This window comes from Herpetosiphon geysericola (assembly GCF_001306135.1).
Classification (GTDB): Bacteria; Chloroflexota; Chloroflexia; order Chloroflexales; family Herpetosiphonaceae; genus Herpetosiphon; species Herpetosiphon geysericola.
In genome coordinates, this window is sequence record NZ_LGKP01000046.1 from 85,538 (window position 1) to 110,660 (window position 25,123).

General features: G+C 51.3%; 25 protein-coding genes. 7 read left to right on the forward strand and 18 right to left on the reverse strand.

Translation table 11 applies throughout. The features are described 5' to 3' along the window. Nucleotide 1: 1 nt before the first annotated feature. The 3 genes from SE18_RS26420 to SE18_RS26430 all read right to left on the reverse strand — a co-directional run bounded on the left by SE18_RS26420 (nucleotide 2) and on the right by SE18_RS26430 (nucleotide 2,773). Entirely contained in the window at nucleotides 2-415 is a 414-nt protein-coding gene (locus SE18_RS26420) for a VOC family protein (protein ID WP_054537475.1), read from the reverse strand. Between the two features lie 84 nt (nucleotides 416-499). After that, the gene (locus tag SE18_RS26425) at nucleotides 500-919 is read right to left on the reverse strand and encodes a helix-turn-helix domain-containing protein (protein WP_054537476.1); all 420 of its coding nucleotides are present in this window, start codon (nucleotides 917-919) and stop codon (nucleotides 500-502) included. A 171-nt stretch (nucleotides 920-1,090) separates the two neighbouring features. After that, nucleotides 1,091-2,773 carry an alpha-amylase family glycosyl hydrolase gene (locus SE18_RS26430; RefSeq protein ID WP_054537477.1) on the reverse strand — a complete coding sequence of 561 codons (1,683 nt, stop codon included), beginning with the start codon at nucleotides 2,771-2,773 and terminating at the stop codon, nucleotides 1,091-1,093. Between the two features lie 223 nt (nucleotides 2,774-2,996). Between SE18_RS26430 and SE18_RS26435 the strand changes: the two genes are divergently transcribed. From SE18_RS26435 to SE18_RS26455, 5 genes are all read left to right on the forward strand, one after another. Continuing rightward, nucleotides 2,997-3,908, forward strand: coding sequence for a sigma-70 family RNA polymerase sigma factor (locus SE18_RS26435; RefSeq protein ID WP_054537478.1), 912 nt, complete (start codon nucleotides 2,997-2,999; stop codon nucleotides 3,906-3,908). Between the two features lie 13 nt (nucleotides 3,909-3,921). Next, nucleotides 3,922-4,299 (forward strand): hypothetical protein, encoded by a 378-nt coding sequence (locus SE18_RS26440; protein ID WP_054537479.1) that lies wholly within the window; start codon nucleotides 3,922-3,924, stop codon nucleotides 4,297-4,299. A gap of 57 nt (nucleotides 4,300-4,356) precedes the next feature. Then, the gene (locus tag SE18_RS26445) at nucleotides 4,357-5,022 is read left to right on the forward strand and encodes a DNA-3-methyladenine glycosylase (protein ID WP_054537480.1); all 666 of its coding nucleotides are present in this window, start codon (nucleotides 4,357-4,359) and stop codon (nucleotides 5,020-5,022) included. Between the two features lie 175 nt (nucleotides 5,023-5,197). Then, nucleotides 5,198-6,466 (forward strand): WXG100 family type VII secretion target, encoded by a 1,269-nt coding sequence (locus SE18_RS26450; RefSeq protein ID WP_054537481.1) that lies wholly within the window; start codon nucleotides 5,198-5,200, stop codon nucleotides 6,464-6,466. A gap of 480 nt (nucleotides 6,467-6,946) precedes the next feature. Next, nucleotides 6,947-7,363: a response regulator gene (locus tag SE18_RS26455; protein WP_054537482.1), complete on the forward strand. Its 417-nt coding sequence runs from the start codon at nucleotides 6,947-6,949 to the stop codon at nucleotides 7,361-7,363. Between the two features lie 63 nt (nucleotides 7,364-7,426). Here SE18_RS26455 and SE18_RS26460 read toward each other — a convergent pair whose 3' ends face one another. The 9 genes from SE18_RS26460 to SE18_RS26500 form a co-directional block, all read right to left on the reverse strand. After that, nucleotides 7,427-8,404: an STAS domain-containing protein gene (locus tag SE18_RS26460; protein ID WP_054537483.1), complete on the reverse strand. Its 978-nt coding sequence runs from the start codon at nucleotides 8,402-8,404 to the stop codon at nucleotides 7,427-7,429. 21 nt (nucleotides 8,405-8,425) lie between these two features. Then, the gene (locus tag SE18_RS26465) at nucleotides 8,426-9,601 is read right to left on the reverse strand and encodes an FIST signal transduction protein (RefSeq protein WP_054537484.1); all 1,176 of its coding nucleotides are present in this window, start codon (nucleotides 9,599-9,601) and stop codon (nucleotides 8,426-8,428) included. Nucleotides 9,602-9,800: 199 nt separating this feature from the next. Further along, the gene (locus tag SE18_RS26470; protein ID WP_054537485.1) at nucleotides 9,801-11,060 is read right to left on the reverse strand and encodes a response regulator; all 1,260 of its coding nucleotides are present in this window, start codon (nucleotides 11,058-11,060) and stop codon (nucleotides 9,801-9,803) included. 20 nt (nucleotides 11,061-11,080) lie between these two features. Further along, nucleotides 11,081-12,709 (reverse strand): hybrid sensor histidine kinase/response regulator, encoded by a 1,629-nt coding sequence (locus tag SE18_RS26475; protein WP_054537486.1) that lies wholly within the window; start codon nucleotides 12,707-12,709, stop codon nucleotides 11,081-11,083. A gap of 38 nt (nucleotides 12,710-12,747) precedes the next feature. Further along, nucleotides 12,748-13,899, reverse strand: coding sequence for a hypothetical protein (locus tag SE18_RS26480; protein ID WP_054537487.1), 1,152 nt, complete (start codon nucleotides 13,897-13,899; stop codon nucleotides 12,748-12,750). Nucleotides 13,900-14,228: 329 nt separating this feature from the next. After that, nucleotides 14,229-16,202, reverse strand: coding sequence for an amylo-alpha-1,6-glucosidase (locus tag SE18_RS26485; protein ID WP_054537488.1), 1,974 nt, complete (start codon nucleotides 16,200-16,202; stop codon nucleotides 14,229-14,231). 39 nt (nucleotides 16,203-16,241) lie between these two features. Then, complete coding sequence (locus SE18_RS26490; protein ID WP_054537489.1) at nucleotides 16,242-16,706, reverse strand: hypothetical protein; 465 nt, start codon at nucleotides 16,704-16,706, stop codon at nucleotides 16,242-16,244. Nucleotides 16,707-16,814: 108 nt separating this feature from the next. After that, a complete protein-coding gene (locus tag SE18_RS26495) occupies nucleotides 16,815-17,228 on the reverse strand; it encodes a VOC family protein (protein WP_054537490.1) in 414 nt (137 codons plus the stop codon). 28 nt (nucleotides 17,229-17,256) lie between these two features. Then, nucleotides 17,257-17,484 (reverse strand): helix-hairpin-helix domain-containing protein, encoded by a 228-nt coding sequence (locus SE18_RS26500; RefSeq protein ID WP_054537491.1) that lies wholly within the window; start codon nucleotides 17,482-17,484, stop codon nucleotides 17,257-17,259. A 154-nt stretch (nucleotides 17,485-17,638) separates the two neighbouring features. Here SE18_RS26500 and pdxR point away from each other — a divergent pair, with 154 nt between their 5' ends. Further along, nucleotides 17,639-19,117, forward strand: coding sequence for a MocR-like pyridoxine biosynthesis transcription factor PdxR (gene pdxR / locus SE18_RS26505; protein ID WP_054537492.1), 1,479 nt, complete (start codon nucleotides 17,639-17,641; stop codon nucleotides 19,115-19,117). 79 nt (nucleotides 19,118-19,196) lie between these two features. Continuing rightward, on the forward strand, nucleotides 19,197-19,685 hold the full coding sequence (locus tag SE18_RS26510; RefSeq protein ID WP_054537493.1) for a carboxymuconolactone decarboxylase family protein: 489 nt from the start codon (nucleotides 19,197-19,199) through the stop codon (nucleotides 19,683-19,685). Between the two features lie 42 nt (nucleotides 19,686-19,727). Here SE18_RS26510 and SE18_RS26515 read toward each other — a convergent pair whose 3' ends face one another. The 6 genes from SE18_RS26515 to SE18_RS26540 are packed head-to-tail and all read right to left on the reverse strand — an operon-like array spanning nucleotide 19,728 to nucleotide 24,998. Next, nucleotides 19,728-20,162, reverse strand: coding sequence for a hypothetical protein (locus SE18_RS26515; protein ID WP_054537494.1), 435 nt, complete (start codon nucleotides 20,160-20,162; stop codon nucleotides 19,728-19,730). 30 nt (nucleotides 20,163-20,192) lie between these two features. Next, a complete protein-coding gene (locus SE18_RS26520) occupies nucleotides 20,193-21,263 on the reverse strand; it encodes a HAMP domain-containing protein (RefSeq protein ID WP_054537495.1) in 1,071 nt (356 codons plus the stop codon). Between the two features lie 13 nt (nucleotides 21,264-21,276). Next, entirely contained in the window at nucleotides 21,277-22,089 is an 813-nt protein-coding gene (locus SE18_RS26525) for a GNAT family N-acetyltransferase (protein WP_054537496.1), read from the reverse strand. Continuing rightward, nucleotides 22,073-23,425: an Npt1/Npt2 family nucleotide transporter gene (locus SE18_RS26530; protein ID WP_054537497.1), complete on the reverse strand. Its 1,353-nt coding sequence runs from the start codon at nucleotides 23,423-23,425 to the stop codon at nucleotides 22,073-22,075. Before SE18_RS26530 ends, SE18_RS26525 begins: the two co-directional genes overlap by 17 nt. Before the next feature lie 43 nt (nucleotides 23,426-23,468). Further along, a complete protein-coding gene (locus SE18_RS26535) occupies nucleotides 23,469-24,221 on the reverse strand; it encodes a MinD/ParA family ATP-binding protein (RefSeq protein WP_054537498.1) in 753 nt (250 codons plus the stop codon). Nucleotides 24,222-24,245: 24 nt separating this feature from the next. Next, nucleotides 24,246-24,998: a MinD/ParA family ATP-binding protein gene (locus tag SE18_RS26540; RefSeq protein WP_054537499.1), complete on the reverse strand. Its 753-nt coding sequence runs from the start codon at nucleotides 24,996-24,998 to the stop codon at nucleotides 24,246-24,248. Nucleotides 24,999-25,123 lie beyond the last annotated feature (125 nt).

A 25,123-nucleotide genomic window follows, 5' to 3' on the forward strand; every position in this document is an offset into this window, starting at 1 on the left:
GCTATTTGGGCTGGGTTAGGCTGAAAATATTGCCAAAGGGATCTTTGAAGGTTGCTTCGATCCCATAAAATTGATCTTGTGGTGGAGCCACAAACTCAACGCCACGCTCTTTGAATTCGTTATAGCTCGCATCACAATCGTCAGTTTGGAAAACGCCAGGCCCAACCACGCCAGTTTGTAATAAGGCTCGCATTTGCGCCACAATCTCATTGCTCATCATCGTGCCACCCTCTTTGACCTCAAACAGCACAATATCGACTTCAGGCTGGTTCTTTGGGCCGACCGTCAACCAGCGAAAGCCATTATCCAACTTCATATCCATACGCACGTCAAAACCCAATTTATTCACATAAAAATCATAGGCTAGCTCATGGTCAAGCACGTAAATGGTGGCATGCGAAAGTTTGGTAATCATTGTTGCTCCTAACACAGTCGAACATTCGTTCATAACGTGAGTATACAGGAAGCAGCAGCAGAAAACTTCTTGAAAATTGCGCAGCTAGTTGGCGCGCTGCAAACCAAGCCCAAAAATCGTGCGATAGCAGCCGGGGATAAAGTGGCGCGGCAGGCTGATGCCTTGAAAATGGCGGCGGCGATAGTGGCTCGGCGCGTGGCCTGTGCTGCGTTGAAAGAGGCTACTAAATGAGCCAAGGCTTTGAAACCCAACGGCAAAACAAACCTCAGTCACCGATAAATCGCTGCTAATCAGCAGATCGCGGGCGCGTTCAAGGCGGCGTTGAATTAAATATTGGTGCGGCGTAATTTCAAAGTTGCGCTGAAAGAGGCGTAAAAAATGATAGTGCGAAAAGCCAATCTGCTCGGCGATAGCAGGCAATTCCAATGGAGCTGCATAAGCGCCATCAATATATTGGCGCGATTGCCAGACGAGCTGGGTGGTTGATGGTACAAGAACGTGCATAAGCCTCCCAAATGCAGCTAGTATAGCAGATTTTAGGCCAAAATCAACACATTCGTTCGAATATTATTTAGCATCAGCCTACAACTATGGCTCAAAATAGCGCTGTTCGGCATAAAAAAGCCCCTCTCCTGCCTAGCAGAAGAGGGGTTGGGGTTAATAGAACACCGCGTTTTAGCGTAGCACAAAGACCTTGCCACCAGATCCAGGCACTTCGATCGTGGCAATGCCTTCCGGCGTTTCGCGATCGTAGTTATAGACCCATTCGTGCCATAGGCCACCAACTGGGAAATGCACATCAAGGTATTGCAGGGTGATGCCAAAATTGACCACCACAATTACATGCTCGCTGCCATCGTCGGCCCAACGATAGTAGGCCAACAATTTGCGCTCAGCATCGACCGCAATTGGTTGAACATTGTTGCCAACCAAGGCCTTCGACGAGGTACGCAATTGGATCATGCCTCGATAAAATGCGTGCAAATCGCTGCCTTCTGGCGTTTCCAACAGCTCCCACTTCAGCACATTCTTATCGATTGTGCGCTCGGTATCCATGCCAAATTCTTGGCCATGGTAGAGCATGGGCACGCCAGCAGCGGTAAACAGCACAATCGCACCCAAGCGTGATTTCAAATAGGCAGTTTCGCGGCTAATATTGCCATTGGTTTGAGCTTCGTAAATAATCCGCTGCTCGTCGTGCGATTCAAGATAATTGATCGCTTGCGCATTATCGCTATAGCCAGCATTGCGAAAATCAACAATGCCCATAGTTGCTTCAACATTGCCATATTGATTGCCCTCGAAATCGCCCTCGCGCAAGTTGGCAAACATTTGCGAATGGAACGAGCGATGCCACGACGAATCCATATCGGTGTTGAGCACCATGCCAGTGTAATCTTTGAGATTTTCGGCAATCAAATAGACATGCTGCTTGACTTGGCGTGCTTGCCAGCCCAAGAACGAAACCCCGTTCTCGCCATCGAAGCCAATGCCTTCAGCATGGTCATAGCGGAAGCCATCGACGTGCATATCGCTGAGCCAATATTGTTGCACATCGCTCATCAATTGCTTGACCGCTTCGTTCCAGTGGTTCAAATCGGGGAAGCCCCATGGGTTGCCATCGCTGCTAAAGAACGGGCTTTGATCGTAGGGATACAAATAATTGATCGGGCTTGAGTGATCGACGTGATTAAACACCACATCCAAAATCACGCCAATGCCATGTTGGTGCGCCGTATCGATCAGTTCGCGCAAATCTGCAGGCGTGCCATAGGTTGATTCAGGCGCGAAAAAGTAGGCGGGATTGTAGCCCCACGAACGATCACCTGGAAACTCAAACAAAGGCATCAGTTCAAGCGCGTTAACGCCTAAATCCTGCAAATAAGGAATGCGCTCGGTCACCGCTTTGAACGTTCCAGCCTCGCTAAAATCGCCAACATGAATTTCGTAAATCACCAATTCATTGAGTGGACGAATGCCAAAATCAGCATCGTGCCACTCATAGGCTGGCTCACCAACGTGGATAATTGCTTGCGGTTGATCGCCGCCAGCCCAGCGCAATTCACGGGCATAGGGATCGCCGATAATCGTTTCGCCATCGACGACAAATTGATAGGCATGTTCGCCAGGCGTTAAATTCTCTTTGATAATCCACCAAACGCCACGATCCGAGATACTTAACGGGTCGGCGGTTTGATCCCAATCGTTAAACGAGCCAATCAGGTGGACGCTCTGCTTCCACGGTGCATACAGCGCAAAAGCAACCTTGCCATTGCCTTGATCGTGCGCACCCATCCAAACCCCATCGGGCAAACTAGCAACGGTTGGTGAAGCGTCAGCATTGGCTTCGCTTTGCATAAATGTGAACCTCATTGACTACCTAGGGCGCTAGCTAGCACTCTAGCTTATTAATTCTGAACCCCATCTATAGCAGAGGCTATGCCACAAAATGCTGGCGGCGGATACCCCAACCAGCCAATTAACAACCTCAAGATCAGGTCGCGACCTGATGCCAAGCTGGCTGATCGTGGTTAGACTAGCTATACGCCCGCCACAGCATCGATTTAATAGGAGTGAACCAATGATGTTGCACGCCAGCAACGAACCAGCCCTTGATGACGGGCTGCAACGTTATCTTAATGAAATTGCTGAAACTCCACTCCTAGCAGCAGAAGAGGAGCAAAAGCTAACCCAGATTGTTCATGTGGCTCGTCAAGCCCAACCCTCAGCAGCTTGTCGGATTGAACGCTGCCCAAGTTGCGCCCTCTTTGAGCAATGCGTGAGCAAGCTTCGAGAGCCAGCCCACGAGCAACTAGTGCGGGCTAATTTGCGCTTAGTCGTCAGTATTGCTAAACGCTACCGCGGCTTTGGTCTGCCCTTCCAAGATTTAATTCAAGAGGGCAATATTGGCCTTATGAATGCAATTGAGCGCTTTGATGCAACCAAAGGCGTGCGCTTCTCCACCTATGCAACATGGTGGATTCGCCAAGCGATTACCCGTTCGCTGGCCAATCAAGGTCGGCTTATTCGCTTGCCAGTTCATCGCTGGGAACTCTTGATCAAAGTGCGGCGAGTTGAAACCAAATTGCTGCAAGCCCTTGGCCGTGAACCAAGCGCCCACGAAATTAGCACTGCATTGGGCGTACCAGAAGAGAAAATTTGCGATTTACTGAGCATTGCTCAAGTGCCAATTTCGCTGGCAACCCCGAAAAATGAAGAAACCGATATGTTGCTTGGCGATAGCTTGCCCGACGAAGATTGGGAAGACGAACTTGAATGCTTGCTGACCAGCATCGATGCCCAATATACGCGGGCAATGCTTAACCAACTTTCTGAGCAAGAGCAAGAGGTGTTGACTTTGCGCTATGGCCTGAACGATGGCAAAAGTCGTTCGCTTTCCGAAGTTGGCGCAGTTGTTGGGCGCACGCGGCAGCGGATTCAACAAATTGAGGCTGGCGCATTGCAAGTGTTGCGCATCCATTTATCGCAGTGAACGAGTTTAAGCGATGAATAGCTTTTTAATGGTCGCAGGATTACTCACCATGCTGATGGCGGTAGCCCACAGCGTTTTGGGCGAGCGCTTAATCTTGCGTCCATTAGCCCGCCAAATCCAAACAACTTCTAATAAACTGCTACAATCGCGCTTACCAACGCTGCGCTTTACCTGGCACATCACCAGTATTTTAGGCTTGGCAATGGCATGGCTCTTTTTTGATTGCGCCCAGCAAACCAACCTTGCAGCAAGCCACATCACCCTGCTGCGCACCAGTTCAATTGCCTTCTTGCTCTGTTTTGGCGTTGCCTTGATTGGCTCGCGCGCCAAGCATCCCTCGTGGCTGGTATTTTTGATTATTGCTAGCTTGACCTGGCTCAGCACCACCTAAACCCCTAAAATCAGCTATACTTATCAGCACAATTGAGCTAGAAAATAGGTACGTTGTATGACGCAGATTCTGAGTGCTGATTTTTACCAACGCCATTCGTTGTTGGTTGCGCGTGAGCTTTTGGGCTGTACCTTGGTGCGGCGCTTAGCCAGTGGCGAAGAATTACGCGGGCGGATTGTTGAAACTGAAGCCTATACCCCTGATGATCCTTCCTGCCATGCCCATCGTCGCAACACCCCACGCGCCCGTTCGATGTTCGCATTGGGTGGCATTAGTTATGTCTACATCATTTATGGCATCTATCATTGCTTAAATGTGGTAACGCAAGGGCTTGATGAAGGCGCGGCGGTGCTGATTCGGGCGATCGAGCCATTGGCTGGAATTGCAACCATGGCCGAGCTTGGCCAAAAAGATCTGGTCAAACCGCTGCGGATTGCTAGCGGGCCGGGCATGCTGTGTCGCGCGATGGCGATCGACAAGCGGCTTGATGGCGTTGATGTCTGTTCGAGTGGGGCTGGATTGTGGGTTGAGCAAGGCCTAAGCTTGGCTGATAGTGCAATTATCCAAACCCCGCGCATTGGGATCAATAGCGACCCGCATACGGTTGCTGCGCCATGGCGGTTGATTGTCGCCGATTCATTGGCCCTCAGTGGCACACGGCGCCAAAATACTGGCCACAGCTATCAACCACAGCCGCATTGGTTCCAAAACGAAGCTATCTAGCTATTTTAAAAGCCATTTGACACAAATCGCACTTTTATGTCATTATAAGGCAGTCGTGGTATAGCAACCAACACACTACCATGATTCCCCAGAGCAGGATACGGTTAAGATTTCTGGCGATAGCCTACCGTCGAGGGCTATTTCCATCTTTTAGCACGCGAGTGTTGGAGGATTCATGGCCGCACCAATCGTTCAAGCTGATTTTGAAGTACTTGACCAAGTTGCCCAACGCCTAAGCAAAAATGCTGATAGCGTTACGGCATTGCAAAGCACGCTCAAACAAACCATTGAAAACTTACGTTCAACCTGGATCGGCGCTGCATCGGATGCCTTTCAACGCGAAATGCAAGCCGATCTGTTGCCAGCAGTTCAACGCTTGATCAACTCATTACAAGTAGCCCAAGGCACAACCTTAGAAATCAAAAAGGTTATGCAACAAGCAGAGCAAGAAGCCTCAGGCTTGTTTAAAGGCGATCTGACCGGCGGCGGTTCAGCAAGCACCCAAGGTGCTGGCGCTTCTGGTGGTGGTGCCGCAAGTGGTGGTGCTGCTGAAACAGCAACAACCACTGCAAGCGCTGGTGCTGGCGTTATGGCTGGCGGCAGTGGCGGCGGTGGCGGCGGTGGTGGTGGTACTGCTAGTGCCTCTGCGCAACCAGCTGGCGGCGCTAAAGCTTCCGGTGGCGGCGGTGGCGGTGGCGGTGGTGGCGGTGGTACTGCTAGTGCCTCTGCACAACCAACTGGTGGCGCTAAAGCTTCTGGTGGCGGTGGCAGCGCAAGTGCAGCAGCCAGCGGCTCAAGCATTGGCAAACTTTCCGAAAAATACGAAACTGGCGGACGTGGCCCAGGCACCGTTTCATCGGGCAAGGGCGACCTTGGTGGGGCTTCATACGGTTCATACCAAATGACCAGCCAAACCATGATCAAAAAAGATGGCAAACTGGTTGCCGTCAATGGCGGACGGGTCGCTGAATTTTTGCGCAACCCAGCTGGCCAACAATATGCTAAAGAGTTTGAAGGCTTGAAACCTGGTAGTGCAGAATTTACCGCCAAATGGAAACAAATCGCTGCACGCGATCCAGAAGGCTTTAAAGCTGCCCAACATCAGTATATTGAAAACACTCACTATCAACCCCAAGTGAACAAACTCAGCGCAGCAGGCCTCGATGTGAGCAAATACTCACCAGCCTTGCGCGATGTTGTTTGGTCAACGTCAGTCCAACATGGCCCAGGCGCAAGCGTTATCACCAATGCCCTCAAAGGCCAAAATATCAGCCAAATGAGCGAATCGCAAATTATTAATGCGATTTATACCGAGCGCAGCAAAACCCTGCCAAACGGTCGCTTAGCCTACTTCAAAAATACCAGCGATGCTGGGGTTATTCAAGGCTTGAAAAACCGCTTCGTCAGCGAACGCAAAGATGCCTTGAACATGTTAAATCACTAAACCACGTTCTTTTTTTAATTAGCCAACGCCCCGCTGATCAATTGATCAAGCGGGGCGTTGGTCTATCTACGCGTAGTCTGCGCTGCTTAGAGCACGATCTACCAAACAGTTGCAACGTTTTTCAAGGCTGATTGATTGCTGCTTGCGCCTAGAGCCATGGTATCATCGGAGCCAATTGATACAGCTGTTCATTTTGAGTTGCTCGTTGGTCGGGGGCAAATTAGCTGGCAAGCTGCATCGAATCCTGCACATTATGCAGATCTTTGGGCTGCGTGTTGCATTCGCTATCCAGCTGCAAGCAAAATTCATTAATAATTACTTAAAATAAGGCAATGTATGCGTTAATTGAAGCTGACTGTGTGGATGGATTCGTAGGGCTGTCGTAACGCTGCTAGTTGTACTTTTTTCAAGTGTCGCATACAATAGAGTGAGATCGCTACGCCATTATCGCGCTCCATATACCACAGAAAGGATGCAGCGATGCCCCCAATTCAAAAAGCGTTTGTTATGGTTGTCGAAGATAACGCCGACAACATGTGGATTATTACCGAAATGCTCAATGATGACCCACGCGTGCGCTATTGTAATGTTCGGCCATCAGGAAAGCAGCTTTTCGCATTTATGGCAAAAAACGACGTTCCACCAATTAATTTAGTCTTGCTTGATTTAAATTTGCCTGGTGATGACGGATACAGCATTCTCGAAAAGATTCGGGTTCATCCAAAATTACTGAATGCAATCGTGGTTGCAGTCAGTGCTGATAACACAGCAGAAGACGTTGCCAAAGTACGCGCTGCGGGGTTCGATGGGTTTATTGGCAAACCTTTACGCCACGATCGGTTTCCAGAACAATTACAACGGGTAATGGATGGCGAAGGTGTCTGGGAGCCAGATTAGGCCCAAGTAGGTCGGGATACAAAAATGGGTGCGCTCAATGGGTTGAGTTCACCCATTTGTTGGTTAAGCAAACAGTTTATAACCACGCGAGCCAGCCAGTTGAAAGGCTAAACGCAAGGCATGCTGCAAATCGTTGGTTGTGCGCATCCCAGCTAAATCCATGCTCAACGAGACCAAAATTTGGGCCACATCGGGCGAAATCCCACATAGAATAATTTGGGTTCCGAGCAAGCGCGCCGATTGAGCCAGCTGCAATAGGCTATTGGCGGCAATATAATCGAGCGCCGCAATCCCCGTAATATCAATAATACACACTGTGGCATGATGTTGGCTGATTGTCTGCAAGACGTTGGCGGTTATTTGGCTGGCTCGCTCTTGGTCAACCGTGCCAATTAGCGGCAACAACATCACTGCATCGGCAATTTGCAGCAATGGCGCTGAAAGCTCGCGAATGGTTTGCAGCAATCGTTCTTGCTCTTGATACACATCGGTTAATCGGCTGAGGGTTTGCTCTAGCTGAGCATTGGCTTGAGCTAAATCGCGTTGCTGCTGCTGATCGCGCAATCGCCCAAGCGTAATCGCCAAAGCGCTGCCAATGCGGTTGGCAAAAATATTAAATAACGAGATTTCGACGGTGCTAAATGTCTGGCCTTTCAAGCGCCCCGCAAAAATCCAACCCAACAATGCGCCTTCATTCCAAATTGGCAGGCCCATGGCTGCTTGCATTGGATATTGGCCTTGCAAGGGATCAATTGGCCATGGCAACGCTTCGCCTCCCTGCCATGCTTGGCTATAGGTGCCAAGTTGGGCTGGCTCTGTTAGCTCAATCGTGGCCAAAACCCGCTTGAGCCGCACACCACGCGCAGCCTTAGCAACCAATTGCAACGGCGCTTCGAGCAGATAGCAAATCGCCACTTCGCAGGCAAACAATCTGGTTACTTTATCGAGGGCAACATCCAAGGTGGCCTCAATCGTTGTTAACGTTAAAGGCAGCGACGAAATTTCATAGAGAATGGCTAGTTCGATTTCACGATTGAGCATACAACGTCATCCGTTCAATGGTCAGGCCTGACCAATAGCGTACACAACAACGGTTTTATTGTGGAACAATGCGCCGCCAGTTTCCGCAGCGGCAATTTCGCCAAAACTAAACATCCCAACCACTGGCACATCCAAGCCTGCAACTTCGCGAATACGTTGAACTTCGGTCGCAGCTTCGTCGCCAAGCATTGCCAAGCGCGAAACACAATCGAAAATAATTAAGGCTGCTGGCGGCCCTTCAATCGCAGCTAAAGCACGTTTGGTCGCCAGTTGGGCTGCGTTGAACAAGGTTTCGGGCGAGCCATGCATAATGTGGGCAACCACGTTTTTGGGCACGCTGGCAATACATTCAATCGAGCCATCGGGATGGGTGCGCAGTGGATCACGAATCAAAAACTCGCCATTAATTTGGGGCAAGCCAATGGGGTGGTCAATCACAAAGCGGCCAAAATTTTCGACTGTCAAATCGGGAAACAGCTCCTGGTAAACCGCAAAGGCAGGTCGACCATCAAGCTCATAGATGATTGTGCCTTCGCTGCGAGTAACGACCAAGCCACGGGCCGCTGGCTCCCAGCCATGTTGCACCCCAATTCCCATTGGCGTGGGCGATTGCAACACCCCAACCGCCGCCCCATCGCTAATCACCTGATCGTTGACAAATTGATAGGTCTGTTTGAACTGGAAACTATCGCCAGCGCCGCCGCCAACCATCGGGCAGAGTGGGCCAAACGCGGCAGTTGCATGTTGCACAAAATCGGTCAAGGTGCCAGCCAAACCATCGACCAGCACGAGCGCTGCCTGCGAACCAGCTGCCTGATCCAAGGCAGCTTCCAATTGATCGGCCAATTGATCGGCCAATTGATCGGCAACCTTGCTGGGATCGGCTTTTACTCCGGCCACTAAGCCTAAATCGAGTTTGAGCGCATCGGATGTCAATGCCAGAACCACCACGCCATTGGTATAGGTGCCAGCATTACTAATAATACCGCCTGCGCAGCAACCGATTAATGGCGCTTGCTGGCTGGCAGCACGAATTCCCTGCACAACTGCTGCTTGATCATAGGTATCGGTGGTAAAGGCGATTAGACAGGTGGGCAAATGGGGGGCAAGCTGCGAGCAAGCTTGCTCGGCGGCGGCAAAACCAGCGTTATAGCTGTGCTCAATCTGCGATGCACCGGTAGCTGCGTGGGTTGTCATGGTGGATACCTCACAACACAAAAGATGCAGTGACGTCATTGTCGCAAGTGCGGATTAGCTAGGCCTAGAATACGATGGAAAATGGGATGTAGGCAAGACACCGAAGGGTTAATCAGTTGCATTCTAGCGGGTGAATGGATGCTGAGAACGAAGCTGTGTAGTTGCTGAGGCTTGGCTACACAGCTTCATTGATAGGCAATTAGCCCTCAAGCTCGTCGGCCAATTCGCGCACAGCACGCTTGGCATACAACCAAACCGTGCCCAGTTTGGGGGCGGCGATGGTTTTATCGAAGACCATAACCAACAAAAATTGCTTGCCGACATCAAAAATATAAAAATCGTAGATGTCGCCTTCGTGCATATACAGGCCGCTGCCAGGATCGTTATGCAGTTGGCGGGTATAATCGACCATCGTCGAAAAGCTGGTGGCCAACAAGGGCAAAAATGGCGGCAATGGCAGCGAGGTGTGGCCTTCTTCAACCAACGGAACGCCCCAGCGGTCGGTCAAAATTGTTGATTGAGCACCGAGCTGCACCCCGAGATCTTTGAGTTTGGCTACCAAGGGAGCCAAAGTTTCAGCAGTCAAGACCAACGAACCACCGCTGCGCAACTTCGAGCCAAACACATCATCAGCATTGCTCGCTGGTGGTGGCGTTTGCTGAGCTGGCGGTGGCGTTTGCTGGGTTGGGGCAGCAGGGCGCGCCGGAGTTGTTGCTGGCCGTGCAGGAGTTGCCGCAGGCCGCGTTGGTTGTTGGGCGGTAGGCCGTGGGCTAACTGGTGGTGGCGCTGAGCGCGTCGCTGGCGCTGGGCGCGCACTAACAGGCGGTGGCGCAGTCCGCGAGCGCTGAGGTGGTGCAGTTGGGCGTGGGCTAACAGGTGGCGGTCCTTTACTGATGCTGGCTGGCGCTGGGGCTGGCGTAGTTGTCCGCACTACAGGAGTTGGCGCTTTGGAAACTGGCGGTGGGCCACCCATTTTGGCAGGCGCAGGCGCTTTAGAAACGCTTGGCGGTGGCGCAAAGCGCGACGGTGCTTGAGGCTGTGGTTCTGGCTCTGGCTCTGGTTCGTAGACTGGTTCAGGCTCGACCGGACGCGGTGGTGGCGCTGCTTGCAGCGCTTCATCTAAAGCATCAAGCACCAAAACTGCCGTTAAATTGCGGTCAATAAACCGAAATACGCCGCGCTGGGCTGCTTGCTCAGCAACCTCTGGGTTGGCCGAACGAGCGACCAGAATCACCCGCGTGTCGGGCGCAAAATTTGGCACAAGATCTGCCAAATCCAAGCCGCTAAACCCGGGCAAATCATAATCGGCAATCAAGACATCGGGCGCAATTTGTTGCAATTCCCACAATGCCTCGTTGGACGATTGCAGCATCGAAAGCTCAATTTCGCCTGTGACAGCCGTACTCAGCGATTGAAGCACCGTATTATCACCAGCTACCACAAAGACCCTGTAGCCCATACAAACTCCTACTTGTGAGGCTAAAGCCCCCGCTGTGGCAGTGCAACCGTGAACGTACTGCCGCGACCTTCTTCGCTTTGAACCCAAACATGACCATTATGCAATGCAACCAAGCCTTGCACAAGGGCTAAACCTACCCCAGTACCCCCATACTCACGGGTGAGTGATTGGGCTACTTGGTAAAACCGATCGAAAATCCGTTGCAACTGCGATTCAGGAATCCCAATGCCCGAATCGCTGATGCTCACAAACACCCATGGCCCAGGTTGTAGCGTGCCTTTGAAATAGGTGTGTTCATAGGGCACAGCTTGCACCGTCTCGCACCATGCTCGCAGCGTAATCATGCCCTCTGCTGGGGTAAATTTCATGGCGTTTGAGAGCAAACTCATCAACACCAAGGCAATTTTGGCCCGATCTGCATACAAGGTGCAAAGTGCATCGGGCGGCGTGGCCAATGAGATCGTTTGGGCTTTCTTTTGGGCCAGGCCTTGCATTTGCTCGATAACTTCATACAGCAATTCATCAAGCACAATTGGCTCAACCTGCAACTCGGTTTGGCGCGTATCCAAACGCCGCAGGTGGGTCATATCGTCGATAATTTCCTTCATGCGCTGAGCGCTCTCGACCAAACGATCAAGATAGGTGCGAATTGGCTGCTCGCTGCGTTCTTGAATCACGATGCCATAGCCAAGCACCACCGCTAGCGGCGTGCGCAACTCATGCGAGGTGATCGAAATAAACTCGCTTTTCAGCCGATCAAGCTCTTGCAAACGCCCGTTGGCCTCTTGTACCCGCGTAAAAAGCTGGGCATTATTCAAGGCAGAGGCTGCTTGATTCAGCAACAGCATCATGCCTTCGATCTGAGCGCTCGGCAAGGCTTCAGTATAATCAAATAAAGCGCTGCCGATCATCGCCCCGCCAACCCGCAAGGGAAACGTAATGACGTTATGTTCAGTATTGGCTAAATTGAGTGTGGTTTGAATTGGCTGTTGCTGGTGATAGGTTTCTTGCAATAACTGCCAACCAACTTCATTCAATTGGGGATGAGTGGCATTACCCATCAGCAACCGTGGTGCTTCCTCAGGCTGTTGCAACAAGAAATAGCCAAATTGACAGCCAATTTCGCTATTGGTAACCCGCACAATCTCGCCGCACAATTCACTCAGCGAAAGCGTGCGATTAAAGGCACTGCTTAATTCGAGTTGATGCACAATTGCTTCAAGCTTGACCTTTTGCAACACCGTTGCTCGTTGATGCAACACTTGGGCAACGCTCAAGCGCATTTCTTCAATCTCAAAGGGCTTGCTCAGATAGCTGGTTACGCCCTGTTGCACCGCCTCGCGCAGCGTTTCCAAGGTAGTTTGGCCAGTCATGATAATCACAGCCAAGCCTGGATTTAACGCCCGAGCCTGCCGAGCCAACTCTAGGCCGCTCATCTCAGGCATTTTAATATCGGTCAACAACAAATCGAACCCTTGATGGCGCATATAATCAAGCGCGACCAAGCCCGACGTTGTATCAACAACTTGATAGCCGACATTGCGCAGCGCTTTCGAGCAATAGCGGCAAATCGTCGTATCATCATCGACAACAAGAATAGTCGGCGCGCGACTATACTCAGAGGCTTCGTTGGGTTGGCGTTCGGTCATGGCCAACTACACTCCTCGATCAACCTAGCTTGGTAGGATCAGGGTGACAGGGGTTCAAGTGCTGCTGCCGGTAGCAGCGTTTGCTTCCCATCACTAAGGGTTATTTCAACGACATGCGAACGAACACCAGAGGGCAAGAGTTGGGGTAGGGCTGGGAAACTGCGCACAGTGCCAACCGTCCCGCGATGGGGTCCAGCTACAATACGGGCTGGGCTGCCAACCGCTAAACTTGCTTTAATGACGGCTGCTTGCTCAATATTGCGAACCCGCGAGAGTGGAATCACCACCCGTGGGCGGCGTTGAGGGCTACGCAGTTGGGTTACGCCTTCGATCAAGGCTTCTTGTTGATCATATAACGATAGCGTTTTGAACAACGCTTCGTTCATCGGATGCACCCCAAAACCTTCAGTGATCATCAAGGTCAGGCCGGGATCACGATTGTAGGGCGGGGCTGGCAAGCGCCATGTATTATAGCCTGTGCGCCATGCATCAAAACCATCATCGCCAAGGAAATCACGCAATTCGTGTTCTTCGATGCCACCAACAATCACGCCGCGCACTTGCTCATCGATTGCTCTACGCAAGGCTGCCGCCGTAATGCTCGCGCCGCCAATCAAAATTGCATAGGCCGAACGCGCATCGATCGAGCTAATATCAACTTGCTCTTTAGGGTCAGTCACCAACAAGCGCAGCACCCCAAAACGCTCGCCGCCAAGGCCAAAAATGCCTTGTACATACGAGGCTGGCGTTTCGATAATTACCGTGCGCGAATCAGGCACTTCCATCACAATCCCGCGAACTTGAGCTTTAAGTTCGATTGGCAGGGGATTAGGGGTGAGGGTGACATAGCCTGTGCTGCGATCAATCGTTGTTATTGTACCAGCAACCGGAGCTACCACGCTAGCGCCAGCAATTAATCCAGCCCGCGCCAGCACTTCACCCTTGGCGACTTTATTGCCCTCTTCTTTTTTCATTTTCGAATAAACTTGGGTCGGCAATACACCAAGATCGCGCGCAATATTAATAATTTGTGGATCAAGAGGGTATTGCGCTCTCAATACGATATCATCTGGCTCCACCCGACTGCCAACCCGCACCAGCACTTCTCCTTCAACTGGCAGTTGGCGTTCGATGCGTGCAACCGTATGCATGACGACCGGGGCAGCACCATCAGGGTAGTAGTGCGTCATTGGTTGGGTCTCCTACAGGGCAGTGGCAACAGGCTGCATTATAGCATAGCCCGGCCCGCTCTATATAGTGGTTTTTTGGGCCATAGCAAGCCCGAATTCGGTGTGTTCCCTCACCTCAACCCCGCTCCCGACCGACGGGCGAGGGGCTTTCCAACAAGGGTATTTGGTGATATCCTCGAACGAGGATAATCCTTCAATCGTCCTTTAGGGGGTGCAGGGGAATGAAAACCCCCTGCGTTTCCCTCCAGGGGAGGGACGGAAGGGTGGCGAATCTTAATTGAATCGGATAGACCTATCAATTCTTAATAACGAAGGTTGTAACGGTTGAATTAGCGACTATTCAGCTCGACGCTACAGCGCAGCAATTCGGCCACGCTCCAAGCCTGCCATGGACAGCCACGCGGTGTAATCGGCGTGTCGCCATCGAAAATTTCGCTCACCGAGCCAATGCCAGCATCGCGGAGGTGATCGGCGAACGGTTGCAAGTAGCTCCGCGCTTGCTCGACCCCATACACTTTGCTCACCGCACTAATAAATGGGCCAATCAGCCAGCCCCAAGTAATGCCTTGATGATACGAAGCATCACGGGTTTTCAAATCGCCGCCATAAAGGCCAAGATAGTGTGGATCGTGGGGAGCCAACGAGCGCAGCCCATATGATGTCAGCAGATGGCGCGCACAACTATCCACCACCGCTTTGGCCTTGGCATCGTCAAGCGGCGAGTGCGCAACCGAAACCGCGAATAGTTGATTAGGCCGCAAGGCAGGGTCAGCGCCATGGGGGCCGTCGATCACATCGTAGAGATAGCCGTGTTCTGCCGACCAAAAGCGTTGGTAGCCAATCGCCACATGTTCAGCAGCCAGCCGAAAGCGCTCAACATCGTGATCATAGCCCAATAAGGTGGCAAATTCGCCTAAAGTGCGCAAGGCGCTATACCACAAGGCGTTAATTTCAACTGCTTTGCCTTCGCGCGGCGTAACCACCCAATCCTCAAACTTAGCATCCATCCATGTTAATTGCACATTGGGTTCGCCAGCAGTCAGCAGATAATCATCGGCCACTTTGATCGAGTAGCGCGTGCCGCGTTCATGCCAATCAATAATCTCAACCAGTTTGGGGTATAAATCGGCAACCAATTGAATATCGCCAGTTGCTTGATAGACTGTGCGTAACGCTTGAAAAAACCAAAGCGTGGCATCGACAGTGTTGTATTCTGGCTCAGCGCCAACATCAGGAAAGCGGTTGGGCAACATGCCTTGGCTCAAAAAATGGCTCCACGTGCGCAATACATCAGCAGCCAAATTGGCCCGCCCAGTTGCCATCAACAAGCCAGGCAAAGCAATCATCGTATCGCGGCCCCAATCGCTGAACCATGGATATCCAGCAATCACGCTCCAGCCTTGCCATGTGCTGCCATCGGGCAATTGCACCGCCCGCCGCACCATAAATTGATCGGCTGCATACACCAGTTGCTTAATAAAATCGGGCGCTTTTTGCAAGAGCCGCGCTTGCTCCAATAATGCTGCTTGGCGAGCTTGCTCACGTGCCAATGCCGTCAGGCCATCGGTGCTTGGCTCGGCCTCGGTCGAAAATACCAAGGTTAGGCTTTGGCCTGGTTGCAAGCTTGCACTAAATTCGCCAGCTTGCACCAAACGCGCTGTATCGGGATAGCCACGTTCTAACTCTTCACGATAGTAAATTTCTTCGACCCAGCTTGCTGGCTCGCTTTGCCAGGTTGCTTGGTCGCAGATCATGCGCACCTTGGTTCCAGCAGGAGTCGTCATCAACACGCCATTGGCTAATTCGCTAAAACGTGGCTGCCAATCGGCCTGAACTGTTGTATCGTGGTGATCGCGCTCGGTCAGCAAAGGCCGCAAGCAGAGGTTAATCTGGTCGTTGCCCCGCTCATGGGTCAACAGCACATAGGTTGTATTGGCGCCATCTTCCATCCAAATGCGTTGGCTAAGCACTGCTTCGGCCAAACCATAGCGCGCAGTTGGAATCGTGCCATCCAAGTGCCAGGTTTCAAGGTTGCGATAGCCCTCGCTTAATCGGCCATCGCTATATTCAAAGCTGCTTAATGCGTAGGTTTCGCTGCCATATTGCGCGCTTGCTTGCAAGCCACCAACCAACAAGGTTCGGCCTAGGGGCGGCTCTAAGGCGGCAATCAACAAGCCATGGTATTTACGAATTGGCGCATTTGCCAACAGCGAACCCATGGCATAGGCTCCAGCACCATTGGTCACAATCCACTCGCGGCGCAAGGCGGCAGCCGGATGCCCAAGAATTTCACGTCCAAACATAGTGTTATGTCCTGCTAAAATGGTCGGCTTTGGCTGCGATTATAGCAGAGCAGCCGGCTCAATTTGAATTTGCTCAGCACGATAGATTAAGCGTGCTCGCGCTCCATAACTGATCGTTGCAATCCATGGCAGCACTAATTCCAGCATCCTCGGCGATTGAAAATGTTGGATTTTGGTCGCTGGATGCGGATAATAAATGTAGCCAGCATAGCGTTGGGCTTGCCACAGTAGCTGACAATGAATAAATGAAAAATCTTCTGGCGGGTGTAAATCAGTCCAGCGTAGTGCGCGAAAGGTATAATCTGCTTGCAACAGCCGCCATTGGGCTGGCTGAATATCAAGATTAATCGTTGCCAAATACAAGCCCGTTAGATCAAGCCCCAAAGCGGCAAAATAGGGCTGTTGCATGGCAATTGTGCCCGCTGGATACGGCGAATCGCTGGCGTGGCCTGAAGCCACGCCATGGCCACGAATAACGGTTCCATCAACCAATGCTTGCGTCATAGCTCCACCATTCGCTGAATTGCCAGCTAAGTGTAAAACAAAACCTCAGGAATACAAACAGCACCATGGATTCATGGTGCTGTTGTAAAGCAAACTATTTGCTAAGCGTTATTGGGGTGGGGCAGCGTTCATGTCCATATTAAAGAATTCCCAAATATGGCCATCGAAATCTTGAATGCTGCGACTGTACATCGCACCCATTTCAATTGGCTCGCTGAAACTGGTAGCCCCAAGCGAAAGCGCCTTGTCATACATTTGGTCAACAGCTTCGCGGCTGTCCATGGTCAACGACACCAGCACTTCAGTTGCGCTGCGGGCATCGCTAATCGCAGCATTTTTTGGAATAAATTCTTTGAACTTGGGATGAGTCAGCAGCATCACATAAATTGTTTCGCTAATCACAATGCTGGCAGCAGTTTCATCACTAAATTGCAAATCTTGTTCGTAGCCGAGGCCTTTGAAAAATTCAATTGATTTGGGGAGGTCTTGCACTGCGAGATTAATAAACACTTGAGTATTCACGTCGTCACTCCTTACATTCAACACAAACTCAATCCTGCGTATTTGTTTCATCAGCAAAGGTTAGGCCCTTGGCAGCCAACGCTTCGCGCAACTGCCGGATGCCTTTTGGCCCCATGCCATGCAGTTTGCCAAGCTCAAGAGTGGTCACCTGGGTTAGCTGGGCCAAACTCGTGTAGCCAGCATGCAGCAAGGCTCTATAGGCAGGGCGGCTTAGTTTAGGCGGAAAATCAGCGCTCGGTTGCTCAGCTGCGTTCATCGGCCAAGTTCCTCTATCACCAATAAAACAAATGTTCTATTTCAGTATACACGTTTACTTCAAAAAGTCAAGTAGCAATTTCACAAAAACAAGCGAATATTGGTGCTCAATGTGGCTATACTAGCAATTGATTCTTGCGAGGAGTGTATGCAGTATGATCAAGCCATTATTGGTAAGTGCTGATAGCCAGCCCCTTTATCAACAACTTTACCAACATGTGCGCCAAGCGATTTTAAACGGCGAGCTTAAGCGCGGCATGCAATTGCCTTCCAGCCGCAGCCTCGCTAGCCAACTTAGCCTTTCGCGCAATACCGTGCTGAATGCCTACGAGCAACTAATTGCCGAAGGGTATCTTGAAAGTTATAGCGGCCAAGGCACATTTGTAGCGCGCAATCTGCCTGAGCTTGATCTGCCAACGTTGCAATCATCCAACCAAGCAAATCCCAGCCAAGCCCAACATCGCTTAGCTGACCATGCCTTAGACCAAATTTACGCGCCCCAAATGACCAACAATGCAACCAGCGCGCACTTAATTGGCCAACCGCTCAGCTCGGGCATTCCAGCAATCGCCGATTTTCCCAGCGGCTTATGGCAACGGTTGCAACATCAACAAATTCGTCATTTAGGCAAGGCCAGCTTAGGCTATCAAGCTGCGAAGGGCTATGCACCGTTACGCGAGGCAATCGCCAAGCACATCGGATTAACCCGCCAAGTGCAATGCAGCCCAGAGCAAATTTTGATTACAAATGGGGCGCAGGCAGCGCTCAATCTAGCCATTCATGGCTTACTCAACGCGGGCGAACAGGTTTGGATGGAAGATCCTGGCTATTTGGGTGTGCGTGGGGTCTTGTTGGGGGCTGGGGCCAGCATCGTGCCAGTGCCAGTCGATCACGAGGGCTTGCAGGTGGCCAGCGGCATTGCGCTCGCGCCCCATGCCCGCTTGGTGTATGTCACGCCCTCACATCAATTTCCGCTTGGCAGCACGCTGAGCCTTAGCCGTAGATTGCAACTTTTGGAATGGGCCGCCCAGCAGCAAGCCTATATTCTTGAAGATGATTATGATAGCGAATATCGCTACGCTGGCCGCCCAATTGCCTCGCTGTATAGCCTTGATCAAGCAGAGCGGGTGCTCTACGTTGGCACCTTCAGCAAAGTGCTATTTCCTGCTTTGCGAATTGGCTACCTAGTTGTGCCGCCAAATTTGGTTGAGCCGTTCACGCTGTTGCGGCGCTTGGCCGATGTGCATACGCCATTAATTAATCAAGCAACCTTAGCCGAATTTATCAATGCAGGCCATTTCAGCCGCCATCTTCATCGCATGTGCCAACTCTATGCTCAGCGCCGCGATTATATGCTGCAATTGCTGCGCGAACTTGGCTTAGAAGTCAATGCGCCGCCTGCGGGAATGTATTGCACGGCGTGGCTCCCAGCGGGTATTGATGCTCAAATGGTAACCAGCTTAGCGGCACAGCGCGGCCTCTTGATCGAGAATGTCAACCATTTTGCGTTGCGGCCACTCAGTCGCCAAGGAATTTTGCTTGGCTATGCAGGCTTTAGCCCAGAGCTTATGCGGGCTGGAATCGAGCAGCTTGGACAGATTTTACAGCAACTCCAAACTGGTACCATTAACTGATCAAAAATTGGCACTGGTAGCAACCACAGCGCTTGCTAGAATACAGCTATCGAATTTCTTTTGTGTGAGGTTTCTAGCAATGAGAGCTCGTTTAGATTATATGGCAACCCTTCCTGAAGCCTTTAAACCGTTATTAAAATTGAGTGACCTTGCGCACAACAGCGGCTTAGAGCCAGCGATTGTCAACTTAATTGAAATTCGCGCTTCGCAAATTAATCGTTGTGGCTATTGCCTCGATATGCACACCAAAGATGCCCGCAGCGCTGGCGAAACCGAGCAACGGATTTATGGGCTGAATGCATGGCGCGATACGCCCTACTACAATCAGCGCGAACGCTTGGCGCTTGAATTAACCGAAGTGTTGACCCAAATTGCCCTAAACCACGTTGCCGACGAGTTCTATCAACGCTTGCTTGGCGCATTTAGCGAAAGCGAATTGGTTAAATTAGTTACCGCAATTAGCACGATTAATATGTGGAATCGCTTTGCAATTACCTTCCAAAGCGATGCTGGCAGCTACAAGACCGAGCATTTCGTGGCCCAAACAGCCTTAGAAAAAACCCACTAGTTTTAAATGGCAACACGGCAGGATCAACTGTCATGTTGCCATTTAAGTGTGCTCTTCGTTGGCTTGATCGTCGAAGTTTGGCAGATCGCGTGGTGCTGTTGCTTGGTCGAGCGTCTGCCAAAGCGTGGCGATTCTAGGCCGCGCCTGAGGCTCATCATTGGGCGCAGGGCTTTGAGCCGCAGGATTGTTTGAACGCGGCAGATTGCTGGCTTTGGCGCGCAAATTAACTTTATAGCACCGTGGCTCGCCAGCAATTAAAATGAGATATTGCTGTTCAAGCAGCGCTGCAAGTGCCTGTTGAATTTCAAGCCCGCTGAATGTTTGAGCATCTGGCAATGCAGCGAGTGCCTCGCCAAGCTTTGGCTCAGCAACCTCACGCTGGCGCAAAATCGCCCGAATCAGGCTGCGTTCGGCCAAGCTCAAATGCTGAAGATCCAAGATGCTCAGGCCAGCATGGATTTCGTCGGAATGCTCCATACTCACTCCACGGTGATCGGGTGATTCCAATTAGCTCGTTTGGTCGGGCGGACGACGGTCGCGGCGTTGGCGAGCTTCACGCGCTTTTTCTTGCAAATTACGGAAGAAATCGCTATCGACAATTTCATCAACTTGCTGTTTGCGCTGGCCCTCATCAACAATAATTTGCAATTCGGCAACCTGTTGGCGCAACTTGTTTTCCCGTTCGCGCACTTTATCGACCATCATGGCAAAGACGCTGGCAAGCGTCGCAACTTCATCACGCCAGCGACTGCTACTTTCGGGCACTTCGGAGCTATAATCGCCATTGCTAATTTGGGTGGCAACCGCAGTTAAGCCAATAATTGGGCGGGTCAGGCGGTGGGCAATCAGATAAACCGCAATCGCCAAAAGCGCGGTCACAAGCAAAAAGCCTGGAATAAGGGTTTGGCTAATTCGATTGCGCACAGCAGCTACTTCGGCCACACACAGATCAACCCCAACCGCGCCAACTGTCTCACCTTTAGCATTGTAAATCGGCGCAGCGCCTGCAATCCATTCGCCCCACTGATCAGTCGATGGATTGGGATCGATGCTTGGTTCGCGCAAGCCACGCGCCATATCGGGCGTAAAACCACCAGCCGCCGTAAATGGTGCATTAATCAGCGGGCGGGTATCTGGCCGAATCGTACAGCCAGCGCTTGATTCGCTAGCCAACGCTTGTTCGCGTGGGGTTGGTGTTTGGCCAGGCGGAATCGCCGCGCTCACCACAAAGCGCGCTTGTTCTGGCTCGTTGGGCAATTGCACAAAGCTATAAATGCCCGAAGCCTTGGGATTAATCGTTTTAACTTCGCGCAAGTAGGCATTAATTTTGAGATAGGTTGGATCATCGATTTGGCCTTGGGTATACAGCGCGCTATGTTCATCGCCATCGATACCAGCGGCGGCAGTTTTGGCAATCGCCATCAAATCGGCTTCAAGCTCTGCTTGGGCATTGTTGGTGGCATAATTCAAAAACCAGATGAAGACTCCGGTTAAAACACTTAAAAACAACATGGTAAAAATGGCCAATAAACGCCAACGCAGGCTCAAAAAACGGCTTTTAGGTGCTACGGCTGTCATAGAATGCTATTCCTCACCGCAACGACGCAAGCGCGTGCTGCACAAAAGGATTATCGTCATCCAAATAGTAAACATCATGGTAAATCGCTTGCACAATTGCTTGAATTGTCGTGAGCTTCAACGGCTGCTGCTGGCTGGGATAAAAGACTAAATGCATTGGTTGTGGCGCAATTGGCAGTTGGCGCGCTGCCTGCTCGTCACTATTTTTTATTACTGGTGGCTCGATATACTCAACTGGCAATAACACAGCACCATTATTGAGATGAAAGCGTAGCCGCGCCTCACGCTCTTGGCGTTCATCTTCATGCAGCCCATCCTCAACCCGCGTGACTTCAGCACTATAGCCCAAAACCGCCCCATTGCCGCTATACAAGGCATCAAGCGCCAACTGTTGATGGGTTGCTTGCACCAACCAACGGCCAATGCCCGTACCGCGCACTTGCTGATTGATGCCGATAAATGCGCCGTGGCCAAAATTACGCCGATACAGATAGCTGAACATACGCACCCCAACAGGCTTGCCATTGTGCTCAATCAGCCACAAATGGTCAAGCGTGGCTGGATGGCTGCGCGAAAACGGCTCTGCATACATGGCCAAAAATGGTTCATAATGGGCCAAATGCGGGAAAATTGTGGCGAATAGAGCCTGCACAAGCTCAATCTCGCTGGCCTCAGCCCCCAAAATAGCCCGTAGCTGCATGCCCTTGGGCGCATCATGGTTGGCTTGCGGCGGAATCATCGGCCAACGCACGCTATCTTGCAACTTATGCCACAATGGCTCTAATTCGCCAAACTGAGCTAAGCGCGCCTCAGAACTCGATGCCATCGAGGACGCTCCTTCGTCGAGAGCGCGACAGTCGCCAGTTCAGCAGACTTTTATCGTAGACATGGCGGATGCGCCAAGCAGCCCACAGGCCAACAGCCGTGGCCAGCAAGGCAAAACCAAGGTACAGCAGCGTGCTTAGCGAAGCGGCTAGCCCACCAAGCCAGCTTGGCAACAAGATCAGGCTAATCACCCCACAGCCAACGATTGTCGCGAATGAATAACAATAGCTATCAAGAAAAACGCTTACGCGCCCGCGCCGCTCGTCGGGAACAATACTCTGCACCGATTTGCGCAAGGGTTCATCCCAGCCAGTTTGGGCCAAACGCGCCCCAAAACGGCCAATCAACCCGCCAATCAGTGGTTGCGCCAAAGCTCCCAGAATACACAGCAACAGAACGATGGGCAGCGCGATAAAGGCTTGTTTGGGGCTAGTTTTGCTGAGCAACCGCCCAGCCAACAGCCATTGAAACAGCAAAAGCACCAGCACAAAACCTAATTTGTAGAAGCCATACAGTTGCTGAAAACGCAACGGATCGGCGGCCACAATCTGGTCAATGCTGCGCAAAAAGTGAAATTCGATCACGGTTAACGCCAAGCCAGTTGTAAATAACACCAGCGCTAGCAAGCGAAACAATGGCACATGGCGAATCACATCCAAGCCAGTATTAAAGGTCGCGCGAATCGATTCGCGTTCACTTTTGCTTTGGCGCGCGCGCAATTCGGATTGATGAAAGATCAGCCAGACGAAGCCAATCCCCAAAAAGCAGAAGCCAGCGCATAAACCAAGCACCAAGTTCGTGTTGTCGTGGTCGTTACCAACCATCCATGTGGCGATGAGCGCTGCCAGGCCGTTGCCCAAGAGGCTGCCGATGGTCGCGCCTGCGCCAAGCAAGGGAAATAAACGCTTGGCCTCGGACGTGGCATAAATATCATTGGCTAAGGCCCAAAATGCCAAGGGAAATATGGCATATTGCTGTTCGTTGAGGATCGATAAGGCTGGATAAAGCAGCCAAGCAGGAGCCTTGAACCAAAACAGCGCCAACAGCCCCAGATAGCAGGCACCAAAACCAGCCAACAAGCGCTGAATCAGCTTGACCCGCTCAGTTCGATCAACAATCAGCGCATAGCTGCCAGCAGCAACAATCGTCAGCAACATGCCAACTGGCCAAAGCCACAAGAGCTGTTCGGTGCCAAGGCTGCTAATAAAGCCTGCCATGGCCACCACATCGGCCAGTTCAAGCACCAACGTATTTAATCCCAGCAAGCCCATGAGCGCAAGCACCAAGCGCCATTCTTGCGGTTGGACTTTTAAGCCTTGTTCCAAGCGTTTGAGCATGCAGCTCGCATCCTTTGCGCAAGTACAACAATGTCCGCAGCGATTAAGCGGTCAGGGTTGCAGCCACATTAGTCAACAGTAGGGAGATAGGATGGTCGGGATGGTCGACAACAAAAATATGGGCGTTGGCATCGGTTGCTGGCTGATACTCGGCCAACAATTCGGCGTAGGGCAAGGCAGCCAAGACCGGGCGTTGATAAATTTGTTCGATTTTTTGCTGAACTTCGCGCAAATTATAATGCTCAGGAATTTGGTTGACAACCAGCACCATCTCGTCAATGCCAAGCTGCTCGGAAATATCGATCACCACGCCAGTACCTTGCAAATCTTGCTCGCGCAATTGCAACACCAGCAGCTGAATATCGGAAAAAGCAATGGATGGCAAGGCAGCAAATTGCACACCTGGTTGGGTATCAATCAACAACACATCCAAGCCCAAAGTATTGATCAACAGCTCGAAACTATCGCTAAGCAAGAGAATATCGTAATCGATTGTGCTATTGCGGGTGGCAAATGGCACGAGATACAGCTGACCTTTGAGGGCATGGCGAATGCTAGAGTTCAGCTCAACGGCTGTCGCTTCGATGCCACACTTGCCCCAGAGAAAATCATTCAGGCTATGGGTGATCGCGCTATCAGCCACGCCAAAAATCGCTTGAATTGAGGGCGAGCTAACATCACTATCAATAATTGCGACCCGTTGGCCAGCTGCTGCCAAGATCGTCGCAATATTAGCAGTTAATTGCGATTTACCAGTGCCTGGGCGAAACGAATGGATCGAAATAATCTTGGGCATGGATGCCTCGCCATCATTCCACAATTAGACTAAGCGATTGGCGACCGCGCGTAAGGATTGAGTTAATGGATGATCGGGATATTGCAACGCGAAAATGCCTGAACTTGCAAGGGTCATCATCTCATCGGAGTGCGGCAAGACGGCGGCAACCTCGGCGTTGTAGGTTTTTTCGACTCGGGCCTTGACCTCAGCAAAGTTGAACGAGGTTGGCACTTTATTGACCAATAAAAAGAGCTGCGGCACATCCAATTTATGCGCCACATCAACCGTCACCCCAGTGCCTTGATAATCTTGCGAGTCTGGGCGCAAAATAATAATCAACGCATCAGAGATCGCAATCGAGAGCAAGGTTTCTTCATTCAAGCCAGGGTGCGTATCGATCAACAACACATCGAGCTTCAGCTCCTCGACCAAGCGATGAAAACCATCGTTGAGCAAGCCCACATCGTAGCCTTCACGCAGCACGCGGGCAATTTCGCCAGCCTTAATGCTCGAAGGAATCAGAAAAATTTGGCCTGCATTCAAGCCCTTGACCTTGGAGCTAACATCGTAGGCCGCTTGCTTGATTTCGCATTTGCCCCACAAATAGTCGTTGAGCGAATATTTCATGCTGGCATCGTCGAGGCCAAAGAGCACGTGAATACCAGGCGACATGATATCGGTATCGATAACCCCAACCCGCCGACCAGTCGCGGCAATCAGGCTGGCGAGATTAGCAGTTGTGTTTGATTTACCCGTGCCACCCCGAAACGAGTGGATTGAAAGAATCTTCGACATGCAGGTGCTCCTGTAAAATGGCAAGTGCTGGTGTACACGGAGAGATAATGCTGGACATCATAGCCCATGGTAAGCCAATAATCAACGCTTCAAACAGCCAATGGTTGCTAGTTTTGGTAGTTCTT

Bases quoted from the DNA above. Each gene is read 5' to 3' on its own strand.
- SE18_RS26420 (WP_054537475.1), bottom strand. From the start codon at position 415: ATGATTACCAAACTTTCGCATGCCACCATTTACGTGCTTGACCATGAG.
- SE18_RS26425 (WP_054537476.1), bottom strand. From the start codon at position 919: ATGCACGTTCTTGTACCATCAACCACCCAGCTCGTCTGGCAATCGCGC.
- SE18_RS26430 (WP_054537477.1), bottom strand. From the start codon at position 2,773: ATGCAAAGCGAAGCCAATGCTGACGCTTCACCAACCGTTGCTAGTTTG.
- SE18_RS26435 (WP_054537478.1), top strand. From the start codon at position 2,997: ATGATGTTGCACGCCAGCAACGAACCAGCCCTTGATGACGGGCTGCAA.
- SE18_RS26440 (WP_054537479.1), top strand. From the start codon at position 3,922: ATGAATAGCTTTTTAATGGTCGCAGGATTACTCACCATGCTGATGGCG.
- SE18_RS26445 (WP_054537480.1), top strand. From the start codon at position 4,357: ATGACGCAGATTCTGAGTGCTGATTTTTACCAACGCCATTCGTTGTTG.
- SE18_RS26450 (WP_054537481.1), top strand. From the start codon at position 5,198: ATGGCCGCACCAATCGTTCAAGCTGATTTTGAAGTACTTGACCAAGTT.
- SE18_RS26455 (WP_054537482.1), top strand. From the start codon at position 6,947: ATGCCCCCAATTCAAAAAGCGTTTGTTATGGTTGTCGAAGATAACGCC.
- SE18_RS26460 (WP_054537483.1), bottom strand. From the start codon at position 8,404: ATGCTCAATCGTGAAATCGAACTAGCCATTCTCTATGAAATTTCGTCG.
- SE18_RS26465 (WP_054537484.1), bottom strand. From the start codon at position 9,601: ATGACAACCCACGCAGCTACCGGTGCATCGCAGATTGAGCACAGCTAT.
- SE18_RS26470 (WP_054537485.1), bottom strand. From the start codon at position 11,060: ATGGGCTACAGGGTCTTTGTGGTAGCTGGTGATAATACGGTGCTTCAA.
- SE18_RS26475 (WP_054537486.1), bottom strand. From the start codon at position 12,709: ATGACCGAACGCCAACCCAACGAAGCCTCTGAGTATAGTCGCGCGCCG.
- SE18_RS26480 (WP_054537487.1), bottom strand. From the start codon at position 13,899: ATGACGCACTACTACCCTGATGGTGCTGCCCCGGTCGTCATGCATACG.
- SE18_RS26485 (WP_054537488.1), bottom strand. From the start codon at position 16,202: ATGTTTGGACGTGAAATTCTTGGGCATCCGGCTGCCGCCTTGCGCCGC.
- SE18_RS26490 (WP_054537489.1), bottom strand. From the start codon at position 16,706: ATGACGCAAGCATTGGTTGATGGAACCGTTATTCGTGGCCATGGCGTG.
- SE18_RS26500 (WP_054537491.1), bottom strand. From the start codon at position 17,484: ATGAACGCAGCTGAGCAACCGAGCGCTGATTTTCCGCCTAAACTAAGC.
- pdxR (WP_054537492.1), top strand. From the start codon at position 17,639: ATGATCAAGCCATTATTGGTAAGTGCTGATAGCCAGCCCCTTTATCAA.
- SE18_RS26510 (WP_054537493.1), top strand. From the start codon at position 19,197: ATGAGAGCTCGTTTAGATTATATGGCAACCCTTCCTGAAGCCTTTAAA.
- SE18_RS26515 (WP_054537494.1), bottom strand. From the start codon at position 20,162: ATGGAGCATTCCGACGAAATCCATGCTGGCCTGAGCATCTTGGATCTT.
- SE18_RS26520 (WP_054537495.1), bottom strand. From the start codon at position 21,263: ATGACAGCCGTAGCACCTAAAAGCCGTTTTTTGAGCCTGCGTTGGCGT.
- SE18_RS26525 (WP_054537496.1), bottom strand. From the start codon at position 22,089: ATGGCATCGAGTTCTGAGGCGCGCTTAGCTCAGTTTGGCGAATTAGAG.
- SE18_RS26530 (WP_054537497.1), bottom strand. From the start codon at position 23,425: ATGCTCAAACGCTTGGAACAAGGCTTAAAAGTCCAACCGCAAGAATGG.
- SE18_RS26535 (WP_054537498.1), bottom strand. From the start codon at position 24,221: ATGCCCAAGATTATTTCGATCCATTCGTTTCGCCCAGGCACTGGTAAA.
- SE18_RS26540 (WP_054537499.1), bottom strand. From the start codon at position 24,998: ATGTCGAAGATTCTTTCAATCCACTCGTTTCGGGGTGGCACGGGTAAA.